The sequence below is a fragment of the Helicobacter pylori genome (genome assembly GCF_011140715.1).
Lineage (GTDB): Bacteria > Campylobacterota > Campylobacteria > Campylobacterales > Helicobacteraceae > Helicobacter > Helicobacter pylori_DA.
Window position 1 is genome coordinate 34,682 of sequence record NZ_SFZZ01000013.1, and the last position, 21,777, is coordinate 56,458.

Genomic DNA, 21,777 nt, shown 5'->3' on the forward strand with positions numbered 1-21,777 from the left:
TTGACTAACACTAAAGATTTATGATAGTATTCTAATAAAACTATTTTAAAGGTGATCCATGAGCAAGAGTTTATACCAAACTTTAAACGTGAGCGAAAACGCCAGCCAAGATGAAATCAAAAAATCCTACCGCCGTTTAGCCAGACAATACCACCCGGATTTGAATAAAACCAAAGAAGCCGAAGAAAAATTCAAAGAAATCAACGCCGCTTATGAAATTTTGAGTGACGAAGAAAAACGCCGCCAATACGATCAGTTTGGCGACAACATGTTTGGGGGGCAGAATTTCAGCGATTTTGCAAGAAGCCGTAGCACTAGTGAAGATTTAGACGATATTTTAAGCTCTATTTTTGGGAGAGGAGGCTTTTCGCAAAGATTTTCTCAAAACTCGCAAGGCTTTTCTGGCTTTAATTTTTCCAATTTCGCCCCTGAAAATTTAGACATGACCGCCACTTTAAATGTCTCTGTTTTAGACACCCTTTTAGGCAATAAAAAACAAGTGAGCATCAATAATGAGACTTTTAGCCTTAAAATCCCTATCGGCGTGGAAGAGGGCGAAAAAATCAGGGTTCGCAACAAAGGGAAAACGGGGCGAATGGGTAGGGGCGATTTGCTCTTGCAGATCCATATTGAAGAAGATGAAATTTATAGGCGCGAGAAAGACGATATTATTCAAATCTTTGATTTACCCTTAAAGACGGCTCTTTTTGGAGGAAAAATTGAAATCGCTACTTGGCATAAAACCTTAACCCTAACCATTCCTCCTAACACCAAAGCGATGCAAAAATTCCGCATCAAAGACAAAGGGATCAAAAACAGAAAAACTTCGCATGTGGGGGATTTGTATTTGCAAGCTCGTTTGATCTTGCCTAAAACCGAAACGCTTTCTGATGAGTTAAAAGCGTTATTAGAAAAAGAATTGTAAGGAGGAATCGTGTACGATTATGATGAACCGCTTTATTTGATCAGCGTCGTGGCTAAAATCTTAGGCGTGCACCCTCAAACCTTGCGCCAATACGAAAAAGAGGGTTTGATAGAGCCTAGCAGGACTGATGGGAAAATGCGCTTGTATTCCCAACGAGACATGGACAAAATCAAAACGATTTTACGCCTTACAAGGGATATGGGGGTTAATCTAGCGGGCGTGGATATTATCTTGCGTTTAAAAGAAAAGCTTGATGAATTAGACAACCTCAATAAAGAATTGCAAGACGCTCTGCACAAACACTCTAAAAACACCAAAACCCCAACGAAAAATTTAAACACCCCTACGAATTTTTATGAACTGATTTTATTTAAAAAATGAGCCTGACTTCGCTTTTAAACCCAAAAAGCCTAGAAGATTTTTTAGGCCAAGAGCATTTAATAGGGAAAGACGCCCCCTTATTTAAAGCCTTACAATCCAAACACTTCCCCCATGCCTTTTTCTATGGCCCTCCTGGCGTGGGTAAAACAAGCCTGGCTCAAATCATCGCTCGCTCCCTAGAGCGCCCCATTCTTTTGTTTAATGCGACGGATTTCAAATTGGAGGATTTACGCCTTAAGCTTAAAAATTACCAAAACACCCTTTTAAAACCCGTTGTTTTTATTGATGAAACCCACAGATTGAATAAAACCCAACAAGAATTTTTATTCCCCATTATGGAAAAAGATCACGCTCTAATCTTAGGGGCTAGCACGCAAGATCCTAATTACAGCCTAAGCCATGCGATCCGATCAAGAAGTTTTACTTTTGAATTAACCCCCCTAAAAAAGAGCGATTTAGACAGGCTTTGCGATAAGGCTTTAACATTGTTAAAAAAACAAATAGAGCCTGACGCTAAAACCTATCTTTTAAACAACAGCGCTGGCGATGCCAGAGCGTTATTAAACCTTTTAGATTTGAGCACTAAAATAGAAAATCCTATCACTTTAAAAACGCTCAAATCCTTACGGCCTCATAGCCTAAATGACGGATCTTATAGCGATGATACGCATTATAACCTCACTAGCGCGTTAATCAAGTCTTTAAGAGGGAGCGATGAAAACGCTTCCATCTATTATCTGGCGCGCTTGATTGCTGGCGGGGAAAACCCGGAATTTATCGCCAGAAGGCTGGTGATTTTTGCGAGCGAAGATATTGGTAACGCTAACCCAAACGCCCTTAATTTAGCCTCTTCTTGCTTGTTTTCAGTCAAACAAATCGGCTACCCTGAAGCGCGCATTATTTTAAGCCAGTGCGTGATTTATCTGGCTTGTTCGCCCAAGTCTAACACGGCTTATAGAGCGATCAATCAGGCTTTGGATTGCGTTCAAAAAGGCTCACTCTACCCTATTCCTAAACACCTGCTGCCTAACGCTAAAGACTACCTTTACCCGCATGATTATAACGGCTATGTCAAACAAGATTATTTGGAAAAACCCCTCAATTTGGTTTCTTCTCAAGGCATAGGGTTTGAAAAAACCCTTTTAGAATGGCTTGATAAAATAAAAAATTGATCTTATAAGTTGCATTAAAATGCGACAATGGTAATAAAAAATCAATATTTTTTGATTAAATTAAAATAATAATGAGTTTTATCTATGGTTCATCGCATTATTATTGTATAATAATATTCTAGTTATAAAAATCATTTTACGGATAAGGAAAATATCAGCATGAAAAGATTAGAAACTTTGGAATCCATTTTAGAGCGCTTGAGAATGTCTATCAAAAAAAACGGACTCAAAAATTCAAAACAGAGAGAAGAAGTGGTGAGCGTTTTGTATCGCAGCGGCACACACTTAAGCCCTGAAGAAATCACGCATTCTATCCGCCAAAAGGACAAAAACACCAGCATTTCTTCAGTCTATCGCATTTTGAATTTCTTAGAAAAAGAAAATTTTATCTGTGTTTTAGAGACTTCAAAAAGCGGTCGGCGCTATGAAATTGCGGCTAAAGAACACCATGATCACATCATTTGTTTGCATTGCGGTAAGATCATTGAATTTGCAGACCCTGAAATTGAAAACCGCCAGAATGAAGTCGTTAAAAAATATCAAGCCAAGCTGATCAGCCATGACATGAAAATGTTTGTGTGGTGCAAAGAATGCCAAGAGAACGATGATTAAAAAAATTTAAAGAAGCTAGCTTAAATAGGGCTATCTTTAAGGGTTTTAAGGACTTCATCCAAGTTAAAACGCTTGAGCTTTAGATTTTTGATTTCTTCATCGCTCAAGCGTTTCCAAGTGAAAGTCTTGCCCACATACCCCCACTTATCATAGCTTGAAGTGAATTCTAAATCCCCGTTTGAATTTTGAGTAACTCTCACATAGTAGGTTTTGCCGTCATAAAAATTATACGCTTTACCGCCTTTATAAGATCGTTTTCCAACCTTAATCAAATCGCTTAAAAACACCACGCCTTTATCGCTGCGATTCCTTAGCTTTGGGTTAGGATTGAGCTTGTCTTTTCTGGCTTTAGAGCCATCCACATCAGAAATACCATAAGCATAGAACTTCCCATTATGCTCAAAAAACTCCACAAAAGAGCTTTTCATGTATAAAAATTCTTGAGTTTGATAAATTCCAGGCAACTCTACAGCCCATAAAAAACAACAAAAAACTATAACAAGACTCACCAATTTCATAATTTTAATTTGATCAATCCTTTAGGCATTTTAACGACCGCTTTAAAAATCGGCTCTTCCCTATATTTTTCAAAAGACTCTCCATAGAACCTCAACGCATGCGCATCGTTTTCCAAAAAAATAGCCAGCATGCCCGCATGCAAACGCAAAAAAGAAGCTTCACTGACTGGCTCATAAACGATCAAATCTCTTTTTTCATTATAAGGGGTTTTAATGACAGCCCTATTTATATCTACCACCTTAGCCCCCTCAACGCCTTTGATGATCAATTGGAAATCCACATATTGTCGGTGGCTTTCAAAAAAGCCTTTCTCGCCCTCTTTAGCATGCTCTAAACAATAGCTCTGCTCTATGCTAAAAATGCCATGCCCTAAAGGCGCTTGAAATTCTGTATTAATAGCGAGGTTTAAAACCCTTTGATTAGCTTCACTACCCTTTTGCATGACATCTTGCAAATACCCATGCAAAATTTCTAATTCTTGCGTTTTTTTAAACAAATGCCCAAGCGAGCCTAATTCCCCAAAAACAGCCATAATTCCTTCCTTCTTTACTTTAAAATGGTTTAATTTTTCAGTTGCTCTAATCGTTCCTTTTTAGTGCCAATATCCGTGATTTGAATGCCAAAATTCCCATCCACGATCACCACTTCGCCCTTAGCGATCACCTTATCATCTACGAGAATTTCTAAAGGGTCATTTACCAATTGATCCAACTCCACCACGCTCCCTATATCCATAGAAACCACATCTTTTAAAATCATCTTTTTTTGCCCGATTCGCACCTTAACGTTCAATTTCACATCTAAAAGCATGCTGATATTGCGGATTTCTATATTTTCTAAAGACGCGTCGTGGGTTTTAGTCTCTTCAGTAGCGCTCTTTGTCGTTTCTTCTTTTTCTTCTTTATGCGTTTTTTCAAATTGGCCCTCAAACGCTGAAGTGATCAATAAAACGATTTGGCTTTCTTTGATGGCTTCCATTTTAAAAGAAAACACCATCGCCTTAGCGTAATCTTCTTTTTTAGGAAGCTCTTTAGCGATTTCAGCGTTCGTGGTGGTGAAATTCAATTTAGGGAGCAATTCTTGAGATTTCAAGCTTGTAGCGATAGCGCCAAAAATATTAGAAGCCATTTCTTTAAAAGCGTCTAAATCGTCATTATCCATTTCTTCCTTGCTCGCCCCATCACCCCCTAGCATCAAATCGCTCAAAGCGGTAACTAAATCTACCGGAGCCAGTAATTCAATAGGACTTTCATTTTTTTCAATCGCGCTAATCTTAACCCTTGCATAAGGAGTGCTGATTAAACTCGCTTCTTCATTGTTAGAAACTTCTTTTTCTAATCCCACGCTTGGAGCCTTACCCACTAACCCTTCTAAAGTAGAGACAACCTCTTGAATAAAAATCTTAATAAAATCTTGCATTTCTCACTCTTCTTCTATCTTCATAATATCGCCCACTTTGCCTCTGCGTTGTTCTTCTAGCATTTCTAAAATTTCTTTAGTGCGTTCTTTTTCGCTATAAACCACTTCTTTAATTTGAATGGTTTTCCTATACCCTTGAAACCCCACGCTCGCTAAATAACGCTTTTTTTTATGCACATACACGCTCACTTCATCATTAGCGACTTTATTCAACCGGATAGTATCCCCCACATCTAAATCCAACATTTCTTTCAAACTCAATTCCACCGCACCCAAAAACACCATCATATCCACGCTCACCCCACTCAATAGCGCTTGCAATTCCTTATTACGGCTCTTTTTGGAGTTCGTCTCTGAAAGCATCAAATCCCTACTCCCCATTTTAGAAAGAATACTCTCAATGGAAATCACCGGGTAGCAAATATTCATCATCCCACGACTATGACCGATAATAATCTCTAAAACCACCATGATAGAAATTTCATTTTGAGCGACGATTTGGACCACATTCGCGCTGGATTCTTTAGCGTCAATGGTAGGAAACATCTCCACCACGGGCGACCACACTTCTTTTAAAATTTGCATCACCTGGCGTAAAATCGTATCCAATAAATTCAATTCAATATCGCTAAACTCCCTATTTTGATCATACGCGCTCCCCTTGCCCCCTAATAGTCTGTCAATCATAGGGAAAGCGATGCTAGGATTGATTTCTAAAACCCCTGTTCCTCCCATAGGCTTCATGGAAAAGACATTAAAACTCGTAGGGCTAGGCAAACTCATCAAAAATTCGCCATAAGTCATTTGATCCACGCTATGGAGCTGGATCTCTACAATAGAACGCATGATAGAAGAGACTTGACTGGAAAGATTCCTAGCCATTTTGTCATGGATACTCCTAAAAGAGCGCAATTGCTCCTTACTCACACGATTAGGGCGCTTGAAATCATAGAGGGTTACACTGCGTTGGGGGATAATATCTTTTTTTTGGACATTTTGAATATCCACGTTCTCATCAACGACTTCTAAAAGCGCATCAATTTCTTCTTGGCTTAAAATATCAGCCATGATTCACTCCTAAGGATTGGCGCACCTTTTTAATCACTTCTTTGATGATTTGAGAAATGCGCGATTCAGTAATGCCTAAAATCTCTTTAATCTCGCTCAAATTCAACTCTTCAAAGTAATAGAGCTGGATAAGGATTTGCTCTCTTTCGCTCATTTGATTCAATACTTTTTGGACATGCTCTAACAACTCTTCTGCTTCAATCTTTTGAGTGATTTCATCTTGCTCAATCGCATTGAATTGCTCATCTATTGGCACTAACGCATAAATATCTGAGGCCGTTTTGGCTTCTCTAATCTTTTCAATATTTTCACCTAAAGCTTCTGCTAAATGCTCATCGCTAGGCTCTTTCCCATGCTCATTAAGGTATTTGGTGATTTCAGCATCAATGCTTTTAATCAGCTTTCTGCTAGAGCGAGAAATCACGTCTAAAGAGCGCAAGTAATCTAACATCGCCCCATTGACACGAGTCTTCGCATACCCCCAAAAAGAATCGTTTAACGCGCTCTCATAACGCCTGGCTAATTTAATCAATTCTTCAGTGCCAATAGAAACCAGATCGTTAAAATCAATAGAGCTGGGCAAGCGCTCTTTTAAACGAAACGCCATGGCACGCACGGCTGGTAAATACTGGATAGCGAGCGCGTCTTGATGGTGGTGTTGTTGCTTGTCATAGGCGTTCAAAACCTTTTCTATACTTTTTTCGCTCGCTTCAGTTTTTTGAATTTCTTTGGGCATTCTATTTTCCATCATCAAAATCATAATTTCTAATGTAATTTAAAATACTAGCCACTTCTTTTTCTCTGTTTTTAAACTCATGGTTGAAACGAAGCAAACTCTCTTCAGTGCCTTTTTTGTCAAAAAGACAAATATCTAAATCCGTGCAAGCGATAAAAATAGACGCGAACAATAAGGCGATCAAATACCCCCCAAGCGTGGATAACACCGTCCATAATAGAATGCTCTCTGGCTCATTGAATTTCAACACCGAAAACACTAACCCTAAGAAAAACCCCACCACAACAGAAAAATGGATAAAATTTTGAACTTTCATCAGCCTACCCCAAATACTTTAAAAGCCTTTTAAAAAAGCTTTTTAAACCTTCTTTTGGTATTTCTAAAGTGCCGGTTTCTAATTTAGAAACTAAAAGGCTCGCTATCTGGTCAATGGATTGCGAAAACAAATCGTTAGGGGCTATTTTCCTCAAAATCTTCCGCTCTCTCACATAGCGTTTCAATAAGGAGCTGTTTTCAATCGCCCCTAAATAGTGCAATTCTAATGAAGTGATATTGTTTTTAGCCACCTTGAATAGCCTTTCATAAGTCGCCCTGCCTTCTTTAGGTTGGGCTACCATGTTAGCGATAAGGAACAATTCGTCTTTATTTTTAGAGTTGATTTTAATGCATGCATACGCATCGGTAATCGCTGATGGATCTGGTGTGGTGATAATCACCACGCAATCGCTCGCATTCAAAAACGCTTGTGTAGTGGCTCCAATCCCAGCGCCTGTATCAATCACAATATAATCTAAAGAGCTTAAAACCCCCTCTTCATCTACGAATCGATCCAAAGCTTCCGCGCCGCTAATGTATTTTAAAATTTCTTCACCGCTATCCCCAGGGATTAAGCAAAGCCCGGGTTCAATCTCGCAAATGATTTCTTGCAATTTGGCTTCGCCTTTTAAGGCATGCAAGATATTTTTATGGGTTTTCACCCCAAAAATGACATCCAAATTCGCTAAACCAATATCCGCATCAAACACCCCTACCTTATAACCTTTCTTGTATAAAGAGTAAGCTAAATTAGCGCTAATGTTGGATTTCCCCACGCCCCCCTTACCGCTTGTGATAGCGATGAATTTGGTATTCCCCTTATTATCAAAAAAACTTTTGGGATTTTTAGCGTTCATAAAATTATCCAAATGGCTCGCTTGATTGTTCATGCTTGTTCCTTATTGGGGTTACTAAAGCCATCTAGCATGCAATCCACTAAATATTCGTTAGTAGCCACTTTCAAATCCATAGGCACTTCCTGCCCGATAGAAAGATAACTGATAGGCTTTTGGCTTTCATGCACTAAAGAAAACAAATTCCCTAACCCCCTACTCTCATCTAATTTCGTAAAGATTAAAGTGTCAATCCCTAACACCCCAAAAGAATCATAAATATCTTTCATGTCTTCATACTTAGTGGTAACCGAAAGCACTAAGGACACATCAATATTATAACCCCCATCTATAAATTCCTTCAAACCGGCAATTTTTTCTTTATCGTATTGCGAATGCCCTGTCGTATCCACTAAAATAAAATCGCAGTATTCCAACGCTTCAATTTCTTTAGCAAAATCTTTAGCGTCAATCACCGCTTCTATACTCATTTTCATTTTATTAGCATACCAACTCAATTGCTCCAAAGCCCCAATGCGGTAATTGTCTAAAGTGATAATGCCCACCTTGTATTTTTTCGCTAGCATTCTAGAATAACGCGCGGCCAATTTAGCCAGAGTCGTCGTTTTCCCCACGCCTGTTGGCCCTACAAGCATTAAGATGCGTTTTTGCCTTAAATTCAAATCTTCAGGGCGGCACAAGATCATTTTACGCAACACTTCCCTGAAATAGCGCTTGATCGTTACGGAATTTTCCCGCATGCGTAAAGGCATCAATTCCAGGCTCAATTGCATGATCTCATCTAAATGGCTGGATTTCATCCCGCTTTGTTTGGCCAGTTTGTAAATTTCGGCAAATTCTTGAGGGATATTGACAGAATTGGGGTTTTTCTCATCCCAAAACATGTTTTGAATGAGTTTTAGGCTGTCTCTGATTTTACTTAATTGCAGATTGATGTCTTTAATTTCTTCTTCTTGTTTGACTTCTCTTTTTTCTCTTTCTTTTTTATGGTTGGCTTCATCTTTTAAAGCTTGCAATAAAGCGTCTTGTTGATTAGCCTCTAAAGGCGTATCCTCTAATGGAGCGTCTTTTTCTAAAAGGGTCTTATTTTTTGAAAAACTATAATTGCGCTGACTGGATGAAACCCCGGCGAGTTTGCGCATTTCTTCCACAGTGCTTGAAAGCTGCATGATCACATCTTCTTCATTCAATTCTTCATCATACAAACTTTCTGGAATAAGGGGGGCTTTAGGGGGTTTGTTTTCGTTCTCTTCTTCAACCGCTACAACGATTTCATAAAGCCCAGAAGAAGTGAGCGTTTTTTTACGGATTTCTTGGGTTTTAAACACCAGCGTATCCACCCCATGGTGGCTTTGAGCGATCTTTAAAGCTTCAGCGGCCGTCTCCCCACTATAGGTATAGAATTTCACCACTCCCCTTTTTTAAAAAGAATTTGTTGCAAAGCTAACGGCACTAACACCGAATCCCTTTCATTCCATTTAGGATGAGGTAAAGTCAAATCATTCTGTCTTAAAATGACTTGATTGAAAGCGATAATATCAATGTCTAAAGTTCTTGGAGCGTCTTTAAAATCGCGCTTCCTTTGGCGCCCAAAACGCCTTTCTATATAAAAAATCAGAGCGAAAAAATGGCGCAAACTTAAAGATGTTTTAAGGATAATCGTAGCGTTATAAAAGTTAGGTTGCTTCGTGTAACCAAAAGGCGGGTTGATATAAACAGGCGAAGAAAAAATTTTCCCGATTTTACTATGATTTTTAAAATATAAAAAACAATTTTTTAATATTTTTAAAGGATTTTTAAGATTAGATCCCAGCCCTAAAACCACCCTGTTAGAAAAATCAAGCCTTTTTTTAAAAAGGCTAGGGAAAAAGCGGCTAGTAAGGATCTCTCGCATCACAAAAGCTCAGCCCTAGAATTTTTGATCACCACTAAATCTTCAATGCGCACCCCAAAAAAACCAGGGATATAAATCCCAGGCTCTACAGAAAACACCATGCCCTCTTCTAAAATGGTTTCACTGCGCGATGAAATATAGGGAAGCTCATGAATGTCTAAGCCAATGCCATGCCCGGTGCTGTGAGTGAAATACTGCCCGTAACCATGATCGCTAATCACTCCCCTAGCCAAGCTGTCCGCTTCTTTACCGGTCATGCCCGCTCTAATGCCTGAAATAGCCTTTTCTTGCGCTTCTTTCACAATGTCATAAATCTTTTGACGCTCTTTATCCTTGAAACTCTGCTCTCTTTTGAAGACAAAATCTTTAGGGTCAAAAAAAGCCGTGCGAGTCCGATCAGAGCAATAGCGTTCGTATTTGATCCCCATATCCAAAAGAATGCTATGATCCGCTTTTAAAAAATCCTTCGCGCTAGGCAAGGCATGAGGCTTGCTCGCATTCGCATTCAAGGCTAAAATAGGCTCAAAACTCAGATCATAAACCCCCTCTTTAGTCAAAAAGTCCTTAACCTTATGCTGCAAATACCGCTCGCTCAATGACTCTTTTTCATCAAAAACCTTTTTCACATACTCAGCAAAATTTTCAAAAGCTTCAACATTCAGCGCTTGAGATTTTTTGAGGAGTTGGATTTCATGATCGTTTTTAATGATGCGTTTCTGGCGGTGGTAACTAGGCACGCCCTCTAAAGTAACCTTATCCCCAAGTGCTGAGTTTAAACGCTTGTAGGTTTGTAAATTCACTTGATTGGGGTCAAAAAAGAGCTTTTTAACCGAGTGTTTAGCAATCAAATCAATCGCGCTTTGCACTAAATCGCTAGATTCTACCACTTCCGCTAAAACGCCATTTTTAGGCTGAATGCTTTCTTTAGCTTCTTGAGTGTAGCGAGAATCAGTGATAAAAAACGAGCGATCCTCTAATTGCAAAAACAAAGCGTTATCGCAACTATAAGCACACTCAAAAAACATCGCATTTTCATTGAGCGTGAAATGGGCATTTCTCTCTAATTCTCTCATTAATAGCCCCCTTTATTTTTGGTTGTTAATGGGGTTATTAGGGTTGTTTTGTTGGGCTTCTTGGAACGCTTTCATTTCGGCTAAAATATTGACCATCGCCATTAAAGCCATGTTGTAACCAAGCGGGCCAAATCCCATGATCACGCCTCCACAAGCTGCTCCAGTGTAAGAATTTTTCCTGAATTCTTCTCTGGCTTGAATGTTAGTGAGATGCACTTCAATAACGGGTTTGCCCGCTAGCATGATCGCATCAGCAATCGCAATAGAAGTGTGCGAAAACGCTCCAGGGTTAATGATAATCCCCTCATAATCGCTGCCCACGCTCTCTTGGATCTTGTCAATGATTTCACCCTCAAAATTGGTTTGAAAAAACTCTAATTCCACATCTAAATTGCCTTGCTTCACGAAAGTTTGCATGATTTCATGGATTTGGTCTAAGGTTACCATGCCATAAAGTCTTGGGTCTCTGTGTCCTAACATGTTTAAATTAGGCCCTTGAATCACTAAAATTTTCATTGTTGATTTCTCCTTGTTTAATATGGAATGAGATCGCATTATAGCATAAGTTTTTATCTTACCCCTTAAATCCCCATAAGAGCGCATCACAAGAAACTACCGCTTGATTAACATTAAACCCTTTGATGCTAAAAAGCGCTTTTATCCTTTTTTAAAAAAACAGCCATCATGACCATTCCTGCAAAAAAACTTCCCGTAATGAAGAAATCAAAGGGGTCAAACCCAATACCAAAAACGAGGTAAAAAGTGAGCGTCGTTAATATAAAGAGTGAGATTAAAGAGTTTTGCTTTATCCCGCTCCAAAAAATCTTTATAATGACTAGTAAAAAAAAGAGCCAGATTAAAAAGCCTATGATCCCCCTAGTGGCTAGAACATGAATGATTTGATTGTCGTATCTTTCATAACAAAGAATCAAATCTTTGGCTCTGTAAGAATGCGATAAAGATAAAATCTCTTCTAACCTCTGGCATTTCTCGCTAGCGGCCATACCAAAAAAGGGCCTTAAACGCGCCACCGTTAGGGCTTCTTTCCAACGCTCCAAACGCCACCCGATACTGCTATCAGCGTCCTTTTTAGCGTAGCGTTTCAAATCCTCTTCAAAGCTTTGGTTTTGAACCCTAGATTGCTCTATTGCCCCCCTTTTTTCTAAAGCGTTACTCCCCACATACAAAGCGCTCAAAACAAGGCTCACAGCGATCATATAACCCAATGGTTTGAGCGATTTTTTGGCGTATAAAATAAAGCAAGACAGGATCAAAAAAGTAATAACAAAAGCGATTGTCGCGCTCCTTGTAGCGCTTAAAATAACGACTAAAAACCCCACGAAAACAGAAAGGGTGAAAAAAAGTTTTTCTTTTTGATTGTGCGAATAAAGTGCATAAATATAACAGCCTAAGATTGACACGCTCACTAAAACCACATACTCCTTAACCGTGCTAAACCCTTGCGCTCTGGGCATGTTAAAATAAATTTTTTGCACCAATGAAAGCAAGCCGTTGATAAAATTTGCCACAGCCATGCTATAAAAAAGGATTTTTTGATTCAATTTGATTCTTAAACGACTGGCAAAAAGCAAGCATAACGCCCCGCAAGCATAAGTTAAGGACATGTTTAGAGCGAATAAGTTGTAGCGGAAGGTTTGGCTATCATACATGTTAAACATGTTAGGGAAGATGCTTAAAAACACGCCCAAAAAAGCCAGAGTGAGCCATTTAAAGGGCATGGTTTTTAAATGATTAATCGTGAAAGTTTCTTTCAAAGACGCTTGGAAATAACACCTAAAAAACAAAAAAACCATTAAAACAATCAACAAGACTTGAGTTAAAGGTTTTTTAAACGAAGTGAGAAAAAAAAGGGCAAAAATTAAAGTGAAAACAGAGTCCGCACTGAAAAAGGCTTTCAAACGCTCTTTCAACACAAAATCGCCATGATTTAAAATCCCCTAAAAGCGATAAAAACTATCTGTCTTTAATGCCTAACTTTTCAATCAAAACCACATAACGGGCATGATCGGTGCGTTTGATGTATTTCAACAAATTGCGTCTTTGAGCGACTAATTTTAAAAGCCCTAAACGACTGGAATGATCTTTAGGGTTAGTTTTCAAATGCTCGGTTAAAAGCTTGATCCTTTCATTCAACAACGCCACTTGCACCTCACAAGAACCCGTATCGTTTTCCTTAGTGGCAAACGCTTTAATGATTTCTTGTTTTTTCTCCAGATTCAAAGCCATAACGACCTCCTAATTGGTAATTTAATAAAGATCGCATTATAGCGTAAAATAAGTTTTTTTGCACCATACTCTTAAACTTTATATTATAATAAGCCTAAAAAGACAAACACACCTACCAAAATTAAGGCATTGATTTTAGATTATGGCAAACGAACGCTCCAAATTAGCTTTTAAAAAGACTTTCCCTGTCTTTAAACGCTTCTTGCAATCCAAAGACTTAGCCCTTGTGGTCTTTGTGATCGCTATTTTGGCGATCATTATCGTGCCGTTACCGCCTTTTGTGTTGGATTTTTTACTCACGATTTCTATCGCGCTATCGGTGTTGATTATTTTAATTGGGCTTTATATTGACAAGCCTACTGATTTTAGCGCTTTCCCCACTTTATTACTCATTGTAACCTTATACCGCTTGGCTTTAAATGTAGCGACTACTAGAATGATTTTAACCCAAGGCTATAAAGGGCCTAGCGCGGTGAGCGATATTATCACAGCGTTTGGGGAATTTAGCGTGAGCGGGAATTATGTGATTGGCGCGATTATCTTTAGTATTTTAGTGCTGGTGAATCTATTAGTGGTTACTAATGGCTCTACTCGGGTGACTGAAGTGAGGGCGCGATTCGCCCTAGACGCTATGCCAGGAAAGCAAATGGCGATTGATGCGGATTTAAACTCAGGACTTATTGATGATAAGGAAGCCAAAAAACGGCGTGCCGCTCTAAGCCAAGAAGCGGATTTTTATGGCGCGATGGATGGCGCGTCTAAATTCGTCAAAGGCGATGCGATCGCTTCTATCATTATCACGCTTATCAATATCATTGGAGGGTTTTTAGTGGGCGTGTTTCAAAGGGATATGAGCTTGAGCTTTAGCGCTAGCACTTTCACTATCCTAACCATTGGCGATGGGCTTGTGGGGCAAATCCCTGCTTTAATCATTGCGACAGCGACCGGTATTGTCGCCACTCGCACCACGCAAAACGAAGAAGAAGACTTCGCTTCTAAGCTCATCACACAGCTTACGAATAAAAGCAAAACTTTAGTGATTGTGGGGGCGATTTTATTGCTTTTTGCCACCATTCCTGGACTCCCTACCTTTTCTTTAGCGTTTGTAGGGACCCTCTTTTTATTCATCGCATGGCTGATTAGTAGGGAGGGAAAAGACGGGCTGCTCACTAAATTAGAAAATTATTTGAGTCAAAAATTCGGCTTGGATTTGAGTGAAAAACCCCACAGCTCTAAAATCAAACCCCACGCCCCCACCACAAAAACTAAAACCCAAGAAGAGATTAAAAGAGAAGAAGAGCAAGCCATTGATGAAGTGTTAAAAATTGAATTTTTAGAACTGGCTTTAGGCTATCAGCTCATTAGCTTAGCGGACATGAAACAAGGGGGCGATTTGTTAGAAAGGATTAGGGGCATTAGAAAAAAGATAGCGAGCGATTATGGTTTTTTGATGCCTCAAATTAGAATCAGGGATAATTTACAACTCCCCCCAACGCATTATGAAATCAAGCTTAAGGGCATTGTGATTGGTGAGGGCATGGTGATGCCGGATAAGTTTTTAGCCATGAATACCGGTTTTGTGAATAAAGAAATTGAGGGCATTCCCACTAAAGAGCCAGCTTTTGGAATGGACGCTTTATGGATTGACGCTAAAAATAAAGAAGAAGCCATCATTCAAGGCTACACCATTATTGATCCAAGCACCGTTATTGCGACGCACACCAGCGAATTAGTGAAAAAATACGCTGAAGATTTTATCACCAAAGATGAAGTGAAATCCCTTTTAGAGCGCTTGGCTAAAGACTATCCTACGATTGTAGAAGAGAGTAAAAAAATCCCCACCGGTGCGATCCGCTCAGTCTTGCAAGCCTTGTTGCATGAAAAAATCCCCATTAAAGACATGCTTACTATTTTAGAAACGATTACCGATATTGCCCCATTGGTTCAAAACGATGTGAATATCTTAACCGAACAAGTGAGGGCGAGGCTTTCTAGGGTGATCACTAACGCTTTTAAATCTGAAGATGGGCGTTTGAAATTTTTAACCTTTTCTACCGATAGCGAACAATTTTTGCTTAATAAATTACGAGAAAATGGCGCTTCTAAGAGCTTATTACTCAATGTGGGCGAATTGCAAAAACTCATTGAAGGGGTTTCTGAAGAGGCTATGAAAGTCTTGCAAAAAGGGATCGCTCCGGTGATTTTGATCGTAGAGCCTAATTTAAGAAAAGCCCTTTCCAATCAAATGGAGCAGGCCAGGATTGATGTGGTCGTGCTAAGCCATGCGGAATTAGATCCTAACTCTAATTTTGAAGCCTTAGGCACGATCCATATTAACTTTTAATTTAATTTATAAAATAAAAAGGAGAATGATGCAAGTTTACCACCTTTCACACATTGATTTAGACGGCTATGCATGCCAGCTTGTTTCAAAACAATTTTTTAAAAATATCCAATACTATAACGCTAATTACGGGCGTGAAGTCTCAGCGAGAATTTATGAAATTTTAAACGCAATCGCTCAATCTAAAGAGAGTGAATTCCTTATTTTGGTTAGCGATTTGAATCTGAACTTAAACGAAGCAGAGTATTTGCAAGATAAAATCCAAGAACACCGCTTGCAAAATAAAGACATTCAAATCCAGCTTTTGGATCACCATATTAGTGGTAAAGAAGTGGCTGAGAGTTTCCATTGGTATTTTTTAGACACGAACCGCTGTGCGACTAAAATCGTGTATGAATTTTTGAAAAAGCATTACGCTATTTTAGAGCCAAAAAACACACTATGGCTAGAGCCTTTAGTGGAAATGGTCAATTCTGTGGATATTTGGGACACGCAAGGTTATGGCTTTGAATTAGGAAAAGTGTGCATGCGCATGATCACTCAAAGCTCTGAATTGAACCGCTTCATGTTTGATGATGAAAACCGCAACTATAAGTTAAAGCTTTTAGAAGAAGTTAAAAACTATTTGTTTTTAGAAAACGCCCCTGTAGCCTACGATAACGATTTGTTCAAACTCAAAAAAATCGCTCTAGGAGGCGACCCTACTACAGAAACGATGGACAATATCTCTTCAAATGCGCAAACGCATTTGCTCTCTTTAAAAAAGCATGATTGCAGCGTTTATTACCAGGATAAGAAAGGGTTTTTAAGCTATTCTATGGGGGGTATTAGCGTGTTGGCTAACCTTTTTTTAACGCAAAATCCGGATTTTGATTTTTATATAGATGTGAACGCTAAAGGGAATGTGAGCTTAAGAGCGAATGGGAATTGCGATGTGTGCGAACTCAGTCAAATGTGTTTCAATGGGGGCGGGCATAGGAATGCGAGCGGAGGCAAGATTGATGGCTTTAAAGAAAGCTTTAATTATAAGGACATTAAAGAGCAAGTTGAAGAAATTTTCAACAACGCTTAACAATAAGTTGTTTGTAAAAAGCGTTAGTTATAAAAACTAAGAGTTTAAAACTCTTTTTGAAAGGTTTAAAAATTTTTATTTTATCATTTTTGTATAAACTCATTTCTTTAAGGTAAAGGGGTATTTTAAAAACTATTCCCCTACAAACCTCCAACTAAATCCCCCTAACCCCCAAAAGGTCGCTTAAAAATTCATCGCTTGATTAAAATCAAGCCCTTTTATTATTGATTGTAAAAAATGCTTTTTAATATTTTTAGGTTTTTTAATCCGTAATCACAGCCAATAGTGGTTTAAGTTATCCCTCTATTTTATTGTTTTTGTGTTGCGGGTATTTGGAGCATGTTAGAGGGTTTGGGGTAATAGCGAGCGGTTATCTTAAAAAGGAGATGACCAACTATGAAACGATTAGTCATAGTTTTAATGGTTCTCGCAACGCCACTATACTAAAATTTCAGCACAAGCTTAAAATCTTGCCAGCGTTTTCTTTGTGTATTTTTCTTGTATCCCATAAAAATCCCACAAAAATAAGACTTTGTCAATATCCAATGAAAACAGAGCCAAATCTTATATTTTTGTATTTTGATGGATATTTAAATCCATGAGTTGATATGAATTTATTTGAGTGTTTTTTTTAACCAAAACACCCTACTAATCGCAGATGAAATGATCATGCTCCTAGCTAAACACCAACATGATATGAGTGTCTCTATTATCGCTATTAAAATATTTGATTTTACCCGCTCCACACCCTCATTTTAATCTATTTTTTAGCAAACCATGGAATTTACTCTTCACATGCCGGTTTGGGGTAACAAAAACGATAGCCTCTGCGCCTCACGGTTTCAACCGTGGAAATCCCCAAGGGTTTATCCATTTTTTGGCGGATTTGATTGATAGCCACTTCAATCACATTAGGGGTAACCATTTCAGGCTCTTCCCAAATAGCGTCTAAAAGCTGTTCTTTGGAGACGATTTGATCCCTATGCCTAGCAAGATGGGTCAGTACTTCAAAGGGCTTCCCTTTAACCTCAACTTCACGCCCCTTGTAAATAATCTTTTCTTCATCAGGGCTAATGGTCAAATCCCCAATTTCAATCACATTAGAACCCCAAAACCTCAAACGAGCCTCAATCCTTGCGACTAAAGCTTTAATGCTGCGATAAGGCTTAGCGATATAGTCGTCCGCACCTTGCTCAAACGCATGGACTTCTTCTTCGCTTGTAGGGTTATCAGAAGAAACTAAAACAACAATAGAAGAATGTTTCTCCTTGATTCTAGAAACAAAACTCAAAGCGTTTTTATCGCTAACCATAACTAAGTCATAATTCCTAATATCCATAAGGTATTCCCCATCCTCTAAACTCTCTGTTACATCAGCCATAAAGCCTTTAACATTTAAGCCCTTTTCAATTTCTCCACCTAAAACAGAATTTTTTTCAATCAGTAGAACGCGCATGGTGTATGGACTCCTGCATTTAAGAGTAATTCAAGCACTGATTATATCATAAATTTAAATTAGTTTAAGAAAATTTTAATAAAAGCTTTAGTTAAAATCAAGCTCTTTTGTGTTTGGTTGTTGGTTGTAAAAAATGCCTTTAAGCGTTTTTTATGGATAATTTTTAAAATCATTTGCTAAAAATCACCATTTTATTGTATAATTACAATCCAACCATTCCTTATGGTTTGGTTGGCACCGCTAAGATTGAAGGGTCACCTCCCCCTCCTTTCCCTTTGTCTTGGCGGTTGTTTTTTATCCTTATTTTTAACCGCTTGATTACGATTTTAAGATTTTGTTCAACTAAGCTTGATTTTTAGGTAAAAGCCTAAGGTATGCGATCTCGCTAGGGGCTAAAAACCTTAAAGGAATCCCCCAATACCCTGCCCCACTGCTCACATAAATTTGAGTGGTGGGGCTGTGCTTGTATAAACCATATAAATAGGTTTGCGCTAACTTGACTAAAAGGCTAAAAGGAAAGATTTGCCCTGCATGGGTATGCCCTGAAAGCACTAAATCTACAGAGTGGCTTTCTTTGAGGCTTCTAATTTGTTTAGGCTGGTGGGCTAAAAGGATCGTGGGCTTACTACTATCACGCTTTTTTAACGCCTCATCAATATTGGGGGCAAAATTTTGACGCTTTCGTGCGAAATGATCATACACGCCGCACAAATTGATCCCCCCTAAATGCACGCATTCATTCCCTAAAATCGTCATATCAAGCGTGTTAAGAAACGATAAAATCGGCTCTATACCATGATAATATTCATGATTTCCTGGCACATAAAAAGTGCCATGCGTGCTTTTAAGGTTGTTTAAAGGCAGTAAAAAGGATTTGACTTTTTCAATGTTTTCATCCACTAAATCCCCCCCAATCAGCACCATATCCACTTCTTTTTGATTGACTTCTTCTACAATGTAATTGACAAAATCTTTTTGCAACAAACTCCCCACATGCATGTCTGTGAGTAAAATAACCTTTAATTCCTTGTCTAGCTTATCCAAATAAATAGCGGTTTCTTTGATTTTAGGGCGGGCCAACCCTTCATAAAACCCGCGCCAAAAATACCCTAACAACGCCAGATAAAACCCTATTCTTAAAAAGTTTTTTAAACCTTTACGCCTTGAAGGTAAGAAATCTATTTTTTCTACAGAGTAAGAAAACCCGTAAAAACTTAAAGAAAGGATAAAAATAATAAAAGATACAAACGAACACGCCGAAGTCAAAACAAACAAATGGCTAGGCATAGCATTTCTATAAAAAGCAAAAGCCGCCTCGCCCGCGCTCAAAAGGATAAAAAACCCCAAATAAGCGTATTGAGAGATTTTCTTTAAGGTTAAAAACGATTTCAACATCCTAAAAGAACTATAATTCAAAAGACACAAAACCAATAAAAACGCTATGGAGATCAGCATACCACCCTTTTTGCAGTCATAATGTTCTACTATATTAGCATATTAACGCTAATGCACCCTTTAGGTTTCATCGTGCTATTTCCTTTTTTATCAGTCTCAATCCCCACAGAAAGAGAAAAGTATCCCTCCCTTTAAAAGAGTGTGAGTTTGGATATAATAATAAAAAATGCGCTTAAAGCCATAGAAAGGAGATATAATGCAATTAGACGAAGATTTAGAATTCGTTACAAAAGTCTTTAACCCTAACAGAGCGTTTGCCAAGCAAGCCAGGATTAAAAACATGTGCGAATATAAGGATTTAGTGCATGAAGCCAATGAAGATTACGAACATTTTTGGGGCGAGTTAGCCAAGCAAAAACTCACATGGTTTAAACCTTTTGATAAGGTTTTAAACAGCGATAACGCCCCTTTTTTCAAATGGTTTGAAAACGGCAAAATCAATGTTTCTTACAATTGCATAGACAGGCATTTAAAAGACAAAAAAAATAAAGTGGCGATCATTTTTGAAGGGGAAATGGGGGATTATAATGTCATCACTTACAGAAAACTCCACTCTGAAGTCAATAAAACAGCCAACCTTTTAAAAAACGAATTCAATGTCAAAAAAGGCGACAGAGTCATTATCTATATGCCCATGATTGTAGAAAGCGTTTATATGATGCTCGCATGTGCTAGGATTGGAGCGATCCATAGCATCGTTTTTGCTGGGTTTAGCCCTGAAGCCTTGAGGGATAGGATCAACGACGCTCAAGCCAAATTAGTTATCACAGCGGACGGGACTTTTAGAAAAGGCAAACCTTACATGCTCAAGCCAGCCCTTGACAAGGCTCTAGAAAATAATGCCTGCCCTAGTGTGGAAAAAGCGCTCATTGTGATACGAAACGCCAAAGAGATTGACTATGTGAGAGGGCGCGATTTTGTCTATAATGAAATGGTCAATTACCAATCCGATAAATGCGAACTTGAAATGATGGACTCTGAAGATCCTTTATTCTTGCTCTATACAAGCGGATCAACCGGGAAACCTAAAGGCGTTCAACACAGCAGTGCGGGGTATTTGCTGTGGGCACAAATGACGATGGAGTGGGTTTTTGATATTAGAGATAACGATAATTTTTGGTGCACCGCTGATATTGGCTGGATCACAGGGCACACTTATGTGGTTTATGGGCCTTTAGCTTGTGGGGCGACGACTTTGATACTAGAAGGCACGATGTCTTATCCGGATTATGGGAGATGGTGGAGGATGATAGAAGAATACCGCGTGGATAAATTCTACACTTCTCCCACCGCTATAAGAATGCTGCATGCTAAAGGCGAAAACGAACCCTTAAAGTATAATTTAGAATCGCTCAAAGTTTTAGGAACGGTGGGAGAGCCCATTAACCCTACGGCATGGAAATGGTTTTATGAAAAAATCGGCAATTCAAAATGCAGTATCGTGGATACTTGGTGGCAAACAGAAACAGGCGGGCATATCATCAGCCCTTTACCGGGAGCTACGCCTATAAGGGCCAGTTGTGCGACTTTACCTTTGCCTGGAATCCATGCAGAAGTTTTAAACGAAGACGGCACCAAAACAAAGCCCGGAGAGCAAGGGTTTTTATGCATCACTAAGCCATGGCCTTCTATGGTAAGAAACATTTGGGGCGATGAAAAACGATACATTGATAGCTATTTTTCTCAGATCAAGTTGAATGGGGAATATGTCTACCTCTCTGGAGATGGCGCTATCGTGGATGAAAACGGATACATCACTATTATTGGGCGCACAGATGATATTGTGAATGTGAGCGGGCATAGGATTGGCACGGCTGAAGTGGAGAGCGCTATTTCTAAACATGAAATGGTGGTTGAATGCGCGGTAGTGGGTATCCCTGATACGATTAAAGGAGAGGGCTTGTTTGCGTTTGTGGTGCTGTGCGATGGGGCTAAATGCAATCTTGGCGAGAGTTTAGAATTGTTAAAAGAAATGAATCATATCTTATCCGTTGAAATTGGAAAGATCGCTAAATTAGACAATGTCATGTATGTGCCAGGTTTGCCTAAAACCAGGAGCGGGAAAATCATGAGAAGGCTTTTGAAATCTATCGCCAAAAAAGAGCCCATCACTCAAGATTTAAGCACGCTGGAAGATGTGAATGTGGTTAAAGAAATAATGAGTATCGTTCAAATGGAGGAGTGAAATCTAAAAAATGCTTTTTAGCGTTTTTTAGCCAAATAACAAGAGCTAAT

The 21,777-nt window shown here is 38.9% G+C and carries 23 protein-coding genes; 8 read left to right on the top strand and 15 right to left on the bottom strand.

The genetic code is table 11. From position 1 onward, the window contains the following. Positions 1-58 precede the first annotated feature (58 nt). From EWZ81_RS01760 to fur, 4 genes are all read left to right on the top strand, one after another. Positions 59-925 (top strand): DnaJ C-terminal domain-containing protein, encoded by an 867-nt coding sequence (locus EWZ81_RS01760; RefSeq protein ID WP_165548828.1) that lies wholly within the window; start codon positions 59-61, stop codon positions 923-925. 9 nt (positions 926-934) lie between these two features. Next, on the top strand, positions 935-1,306 hold the full coding sequence (locus tag EWZ81_RS01765; protein ID WP_000272467.1) for a heat shock protein transcriptional repressor HspR: 372 nt from the start codon (positions 935-937) through the stop codon (positions 1,304-1,306). Further along, entirely contained in the window at positions 1,303-2,478 is a 1,176-nt protein-coding gene (locus EWZ81_RS01770) for a replication-associated recombination protein A (RefSeq protein WP_165548829.1), read from the top strand. The genes EWZ81_RS01765 and EWZ81_RS01770 overlap by 4 nt, the downstream gene beginning before the upstream one ends. 159 nt (positions 2,479-2,637) lie before the next feature. Beyond that, on the top strand, positions 2,638-3,090 hold the full coding sequence (gene fur, locus EWZ81_RS01775; RefSeq protein WP_165548830.1) for a ferric iron uptake transcriptional regulator: 453 nt from the start codon (positions 2,638-2,640) through the stop codon (positions 3,088-3,090). Between the two features lie 20 nt (positions 3,091-3,110). Here fur and EWZ81_RS01780 read toward each other — a convergent pair whose 3' ends face one another. From EWZ81_RS01780 to rpsO, 13 genes are all read right to left on the bottom strand, one after another. After that, positions 3,111-3,608, bottom strand: a complete 498-nt coding sequence (locus tag EWZ81_RS01780; protein ID WP_165548831.1) for a DUF2147 domain-containing protein — start codon at positions 3,606-3,608, stop codon at positions 3,111-3,113. Continuing rightward, complete coding sequence (locus tag EWZ81_RS01785) at positions 3,605-4,141, bottom strand: YhcH/YjgK/YiaL family protein (RefSeq protein WP_001930343.1); 537 nt, start codon at positions 4,139-4,141, stop codon at positions 3,605-3,607. Before EWZ81_RS01785 ends, EWZ81_RS01780 begins: the two co-directional genes overlap by 4 nt. Before the next feature lie 29 nt (positions 4,142-4,170). Further along, on the bottom strand, positions 4,171-5,028 hold the full coding sequence (gene fliY, locus EWZ81_RS01790) for a flagellar motor switch protein FliY (protein WP_079339445.1): 858 nt from the start codon (positions 5,026-5,028) through the stop codon (positions 4,171-4,173). Positions 5,029-5,031: 3 nt separating this feature from the next. Further along, entirely contained in the window at positions 5,032-6,096 is a 1,065-nt protein-coding gene (gene fliM, locus EWZ81_RS01795; RefSeq protein ID WP_001968925.1) for a flagellar motor switch protein FliM, read from the bottom strand. Beyond that, positions 6,089-6,856 carry an RNA polymerase sigma factor FliA gene (gene fliA / locus EWZ81_RS01800; protein WP_079343167.1) on the bottom strand — a complete coding sequence of 256 codons (768 nt, stop codon included), beginning with the start codon at positions 6,854-6,856 and terminating at the stop codon, positions 6,089-6,091. The genes fliM and fliA overlap by 8 nt, the downstream gene beginning before the upstream one ends. Continuing rightward, a complete protein-coding gene (locus EWZ81_RS01805; protein WP_000868001.1) occupies positions 6,834-7,148 on the bottom strand; it encodes a hypothetical protein in 315 nt (104 codons plus the stop codon). Before EWZ81_RS01805 ends, fliA begins: the two co-directional genes overlap by 23 nt. Positions 7,149-7,152: 4 nt before the next feature. Beyond that, the gene (gene ylxH, locus EWZ81_RS01810; protein ID WP_079339440.1) at positions 7,153-8,037 is read right to left on the bottom strand and encodes a flagellum site-determining protein YlxH; all 885 of its coding nucleotides are present in this window, start codon (positions 8,035-8,037) and stop codon (positions 7,153-7,155) included. Then, positions 8,034-9,410: a flagellar biosynthesis GTPase FlhF gene (gene flhF, locus EWZ81_RS01815; RefSeq protein WP_165548832.1), complete on the bottom strand. Its 1,377-nt coding sequence runs from the start codon at positions 9,408-9,410 to the stop codon at positions 8,034-8,036. The genes ylxH and flhF overlap by 4 nt, the downstream gene beginning before the upstream one ends. Continuing rightward, positions 9,407-9,895 (bottom strand): 2-amino-4-hydroxy-6-hydroxymethyldihydropteridine diphosphokinase, encoded by a 489-nt coding sequence (gene folK, locus EWZ81_RS01820; RefSeq protein ID WP_165548833.1) that lies wholly within the window; start codon positions 9,893-9,895, stop codon positions 9,407-9,409. The genes flhF and folK overlap by 4 nt, the downstream gene beginning before the upstream one ends. Continuing rightward, entirely contained in the window at positions 9,895-10,968 is a 1,074-nt protein-coding gene (locus tag EWZ81_RS01825) for an aminopeptidase (RefSeq protein WP_165548834.1), read from the bottom strand. Before EWZ81_RS01825 ends, folK begins: the two co-directional genes overlap by 1 nt. A 12-nt stretch (positions 10,969-10,980) precedes the next feature. Beyond that, positions 10,981-11,484 carry a type II 3-dehydroquinate dehydratase gene (gene aroQ / locus EWZ81_RS01830; RefSeq protein WP_000699289.1) on the bottom strand — a complete coding sequence of 168 codons (504 nt, stop codon included), beginning with the start codon at positions 11,482-11,484 and terminating at the stop codon, positions 10,981-10,983. Between the two features lie 128 nt (positions 11,485-11,612). Further along, positions 11,613-12,902: an O-antigen ligase family protein gene (locus EWZ81_RS01835; RefSeq protein ID WP_165548835.1), complete on the bottom strand. Its 1,290-nt coding sequence runs from the start codon at positions 12,900-12,902 to the stop codon at positions 11,613-11,615. A gap of 40 nt (positions 12,903-12,942) precedes the next feature. Continuing rightward, complete coding sequence (gene rpsO, locus EWZ81_RS01840) at positions 12,943-13,215, bottom strand: 30S ribosomal protein S15 (protein ID WP_001207127.1); 273 nt, start codon at positions 13,213-13,215, stop codon at positions 12,943-12,945. Positions 13,216-13,357: 142 nt separating this feature from the next. Between rpsO and flhA the strand changes: the two genes are divergently transcribed. The 3 genes from flhA (at position 13,358) to EWZ81_RS08665 (ending at position 17,233) form a co-directional block, all read left to right on the top strand. After that, a complete protein-coding gene (gene flhA / locus EWZ81_RS01845) occupies positions 13,358-15,559 on the top strand; it encodes a flagellar biosynthesis protein FlhA (RefSeq protein WP_001262876.1) in 2,202 nt (733 codons plus the stop codon). 28 nt (positions 15,560-15,587) lie between these two features. Further along, the gene (locus EWZ81_RS01850; protein WP_165548836.1) at positions 15,588-16,631 is read left to right on the top strand and encodes a 3',5'-cyclic-nucleotide phosphodiesterase; all 1,044 of its coding nucleotides are present in this window, start codon (positions 15,588-15,590) and stop codon (positions 16,629-16,631) included. Positions 16,632-17,017: 386 nt separating this feature from the next. After that, the gene (locus tag EWZ81_RS08665) at positions 17,018-17,233 is read left to right on the top strand and encodes a hypothetical protein (protein WP_341846685.1); all 216 of its coding nucleotides are present in this window, start codon (positions 17,018-17,020) and stop codon (positions 17,231-17,233) included. A gap of 182 nt (positions 17,234-17,415) precedes the next feature. Here the strand turns inward: EWZ81_RS08665 and hsrA are convergent, their stop codons facing one another. Both hsrA and EWZ81_RS01860 read right to left on the bottom strand, forming a co-directional pair. Continuing rightward, the gene (gene hsrA / locus EWZ81_RS01855; RefSeq protein WP_001264984.1) at positions 17,416-18,087 is read right to left on the bottom strand and encodes a response regulator-like transcription factor HsrA; all 672 of its coding nucleotides are present in this window, start codon (positions 18,085-18,087) and stop codon (positions 17,416-17,418) included. A gap of 342 nt (positions 18,088-18,429) precedes the next feature. Then, a complete protein-coding gene (locus EWZ81_RS01860; RefSeq protein WP_165548837.1) occupies positions 18,430-19,542 on the bottom strand; it encodes a metallophosphoesterase in 1,113 nt (370 codons plus the stop codon). Positions 19,543-19,738: 196 nt separating this feature from the next. On the opposite strand from EWZ81_RS01860, the gene acs reads away from it, so the two are divergent. After that, positions 19,739-21,727 (top strand): acetate--CoA ligase, encoded by a 1,989-nt coding sequence (gene acs, locus EWZ81_RS01865; RefSeq protein ID WP_001175440.1) that lies wholly within the window; start codon positions 19,739-19,741, stop codon positions 21,725-21,727. Positions 21,728-21,777: the final 50 nt, after the last annotated feature.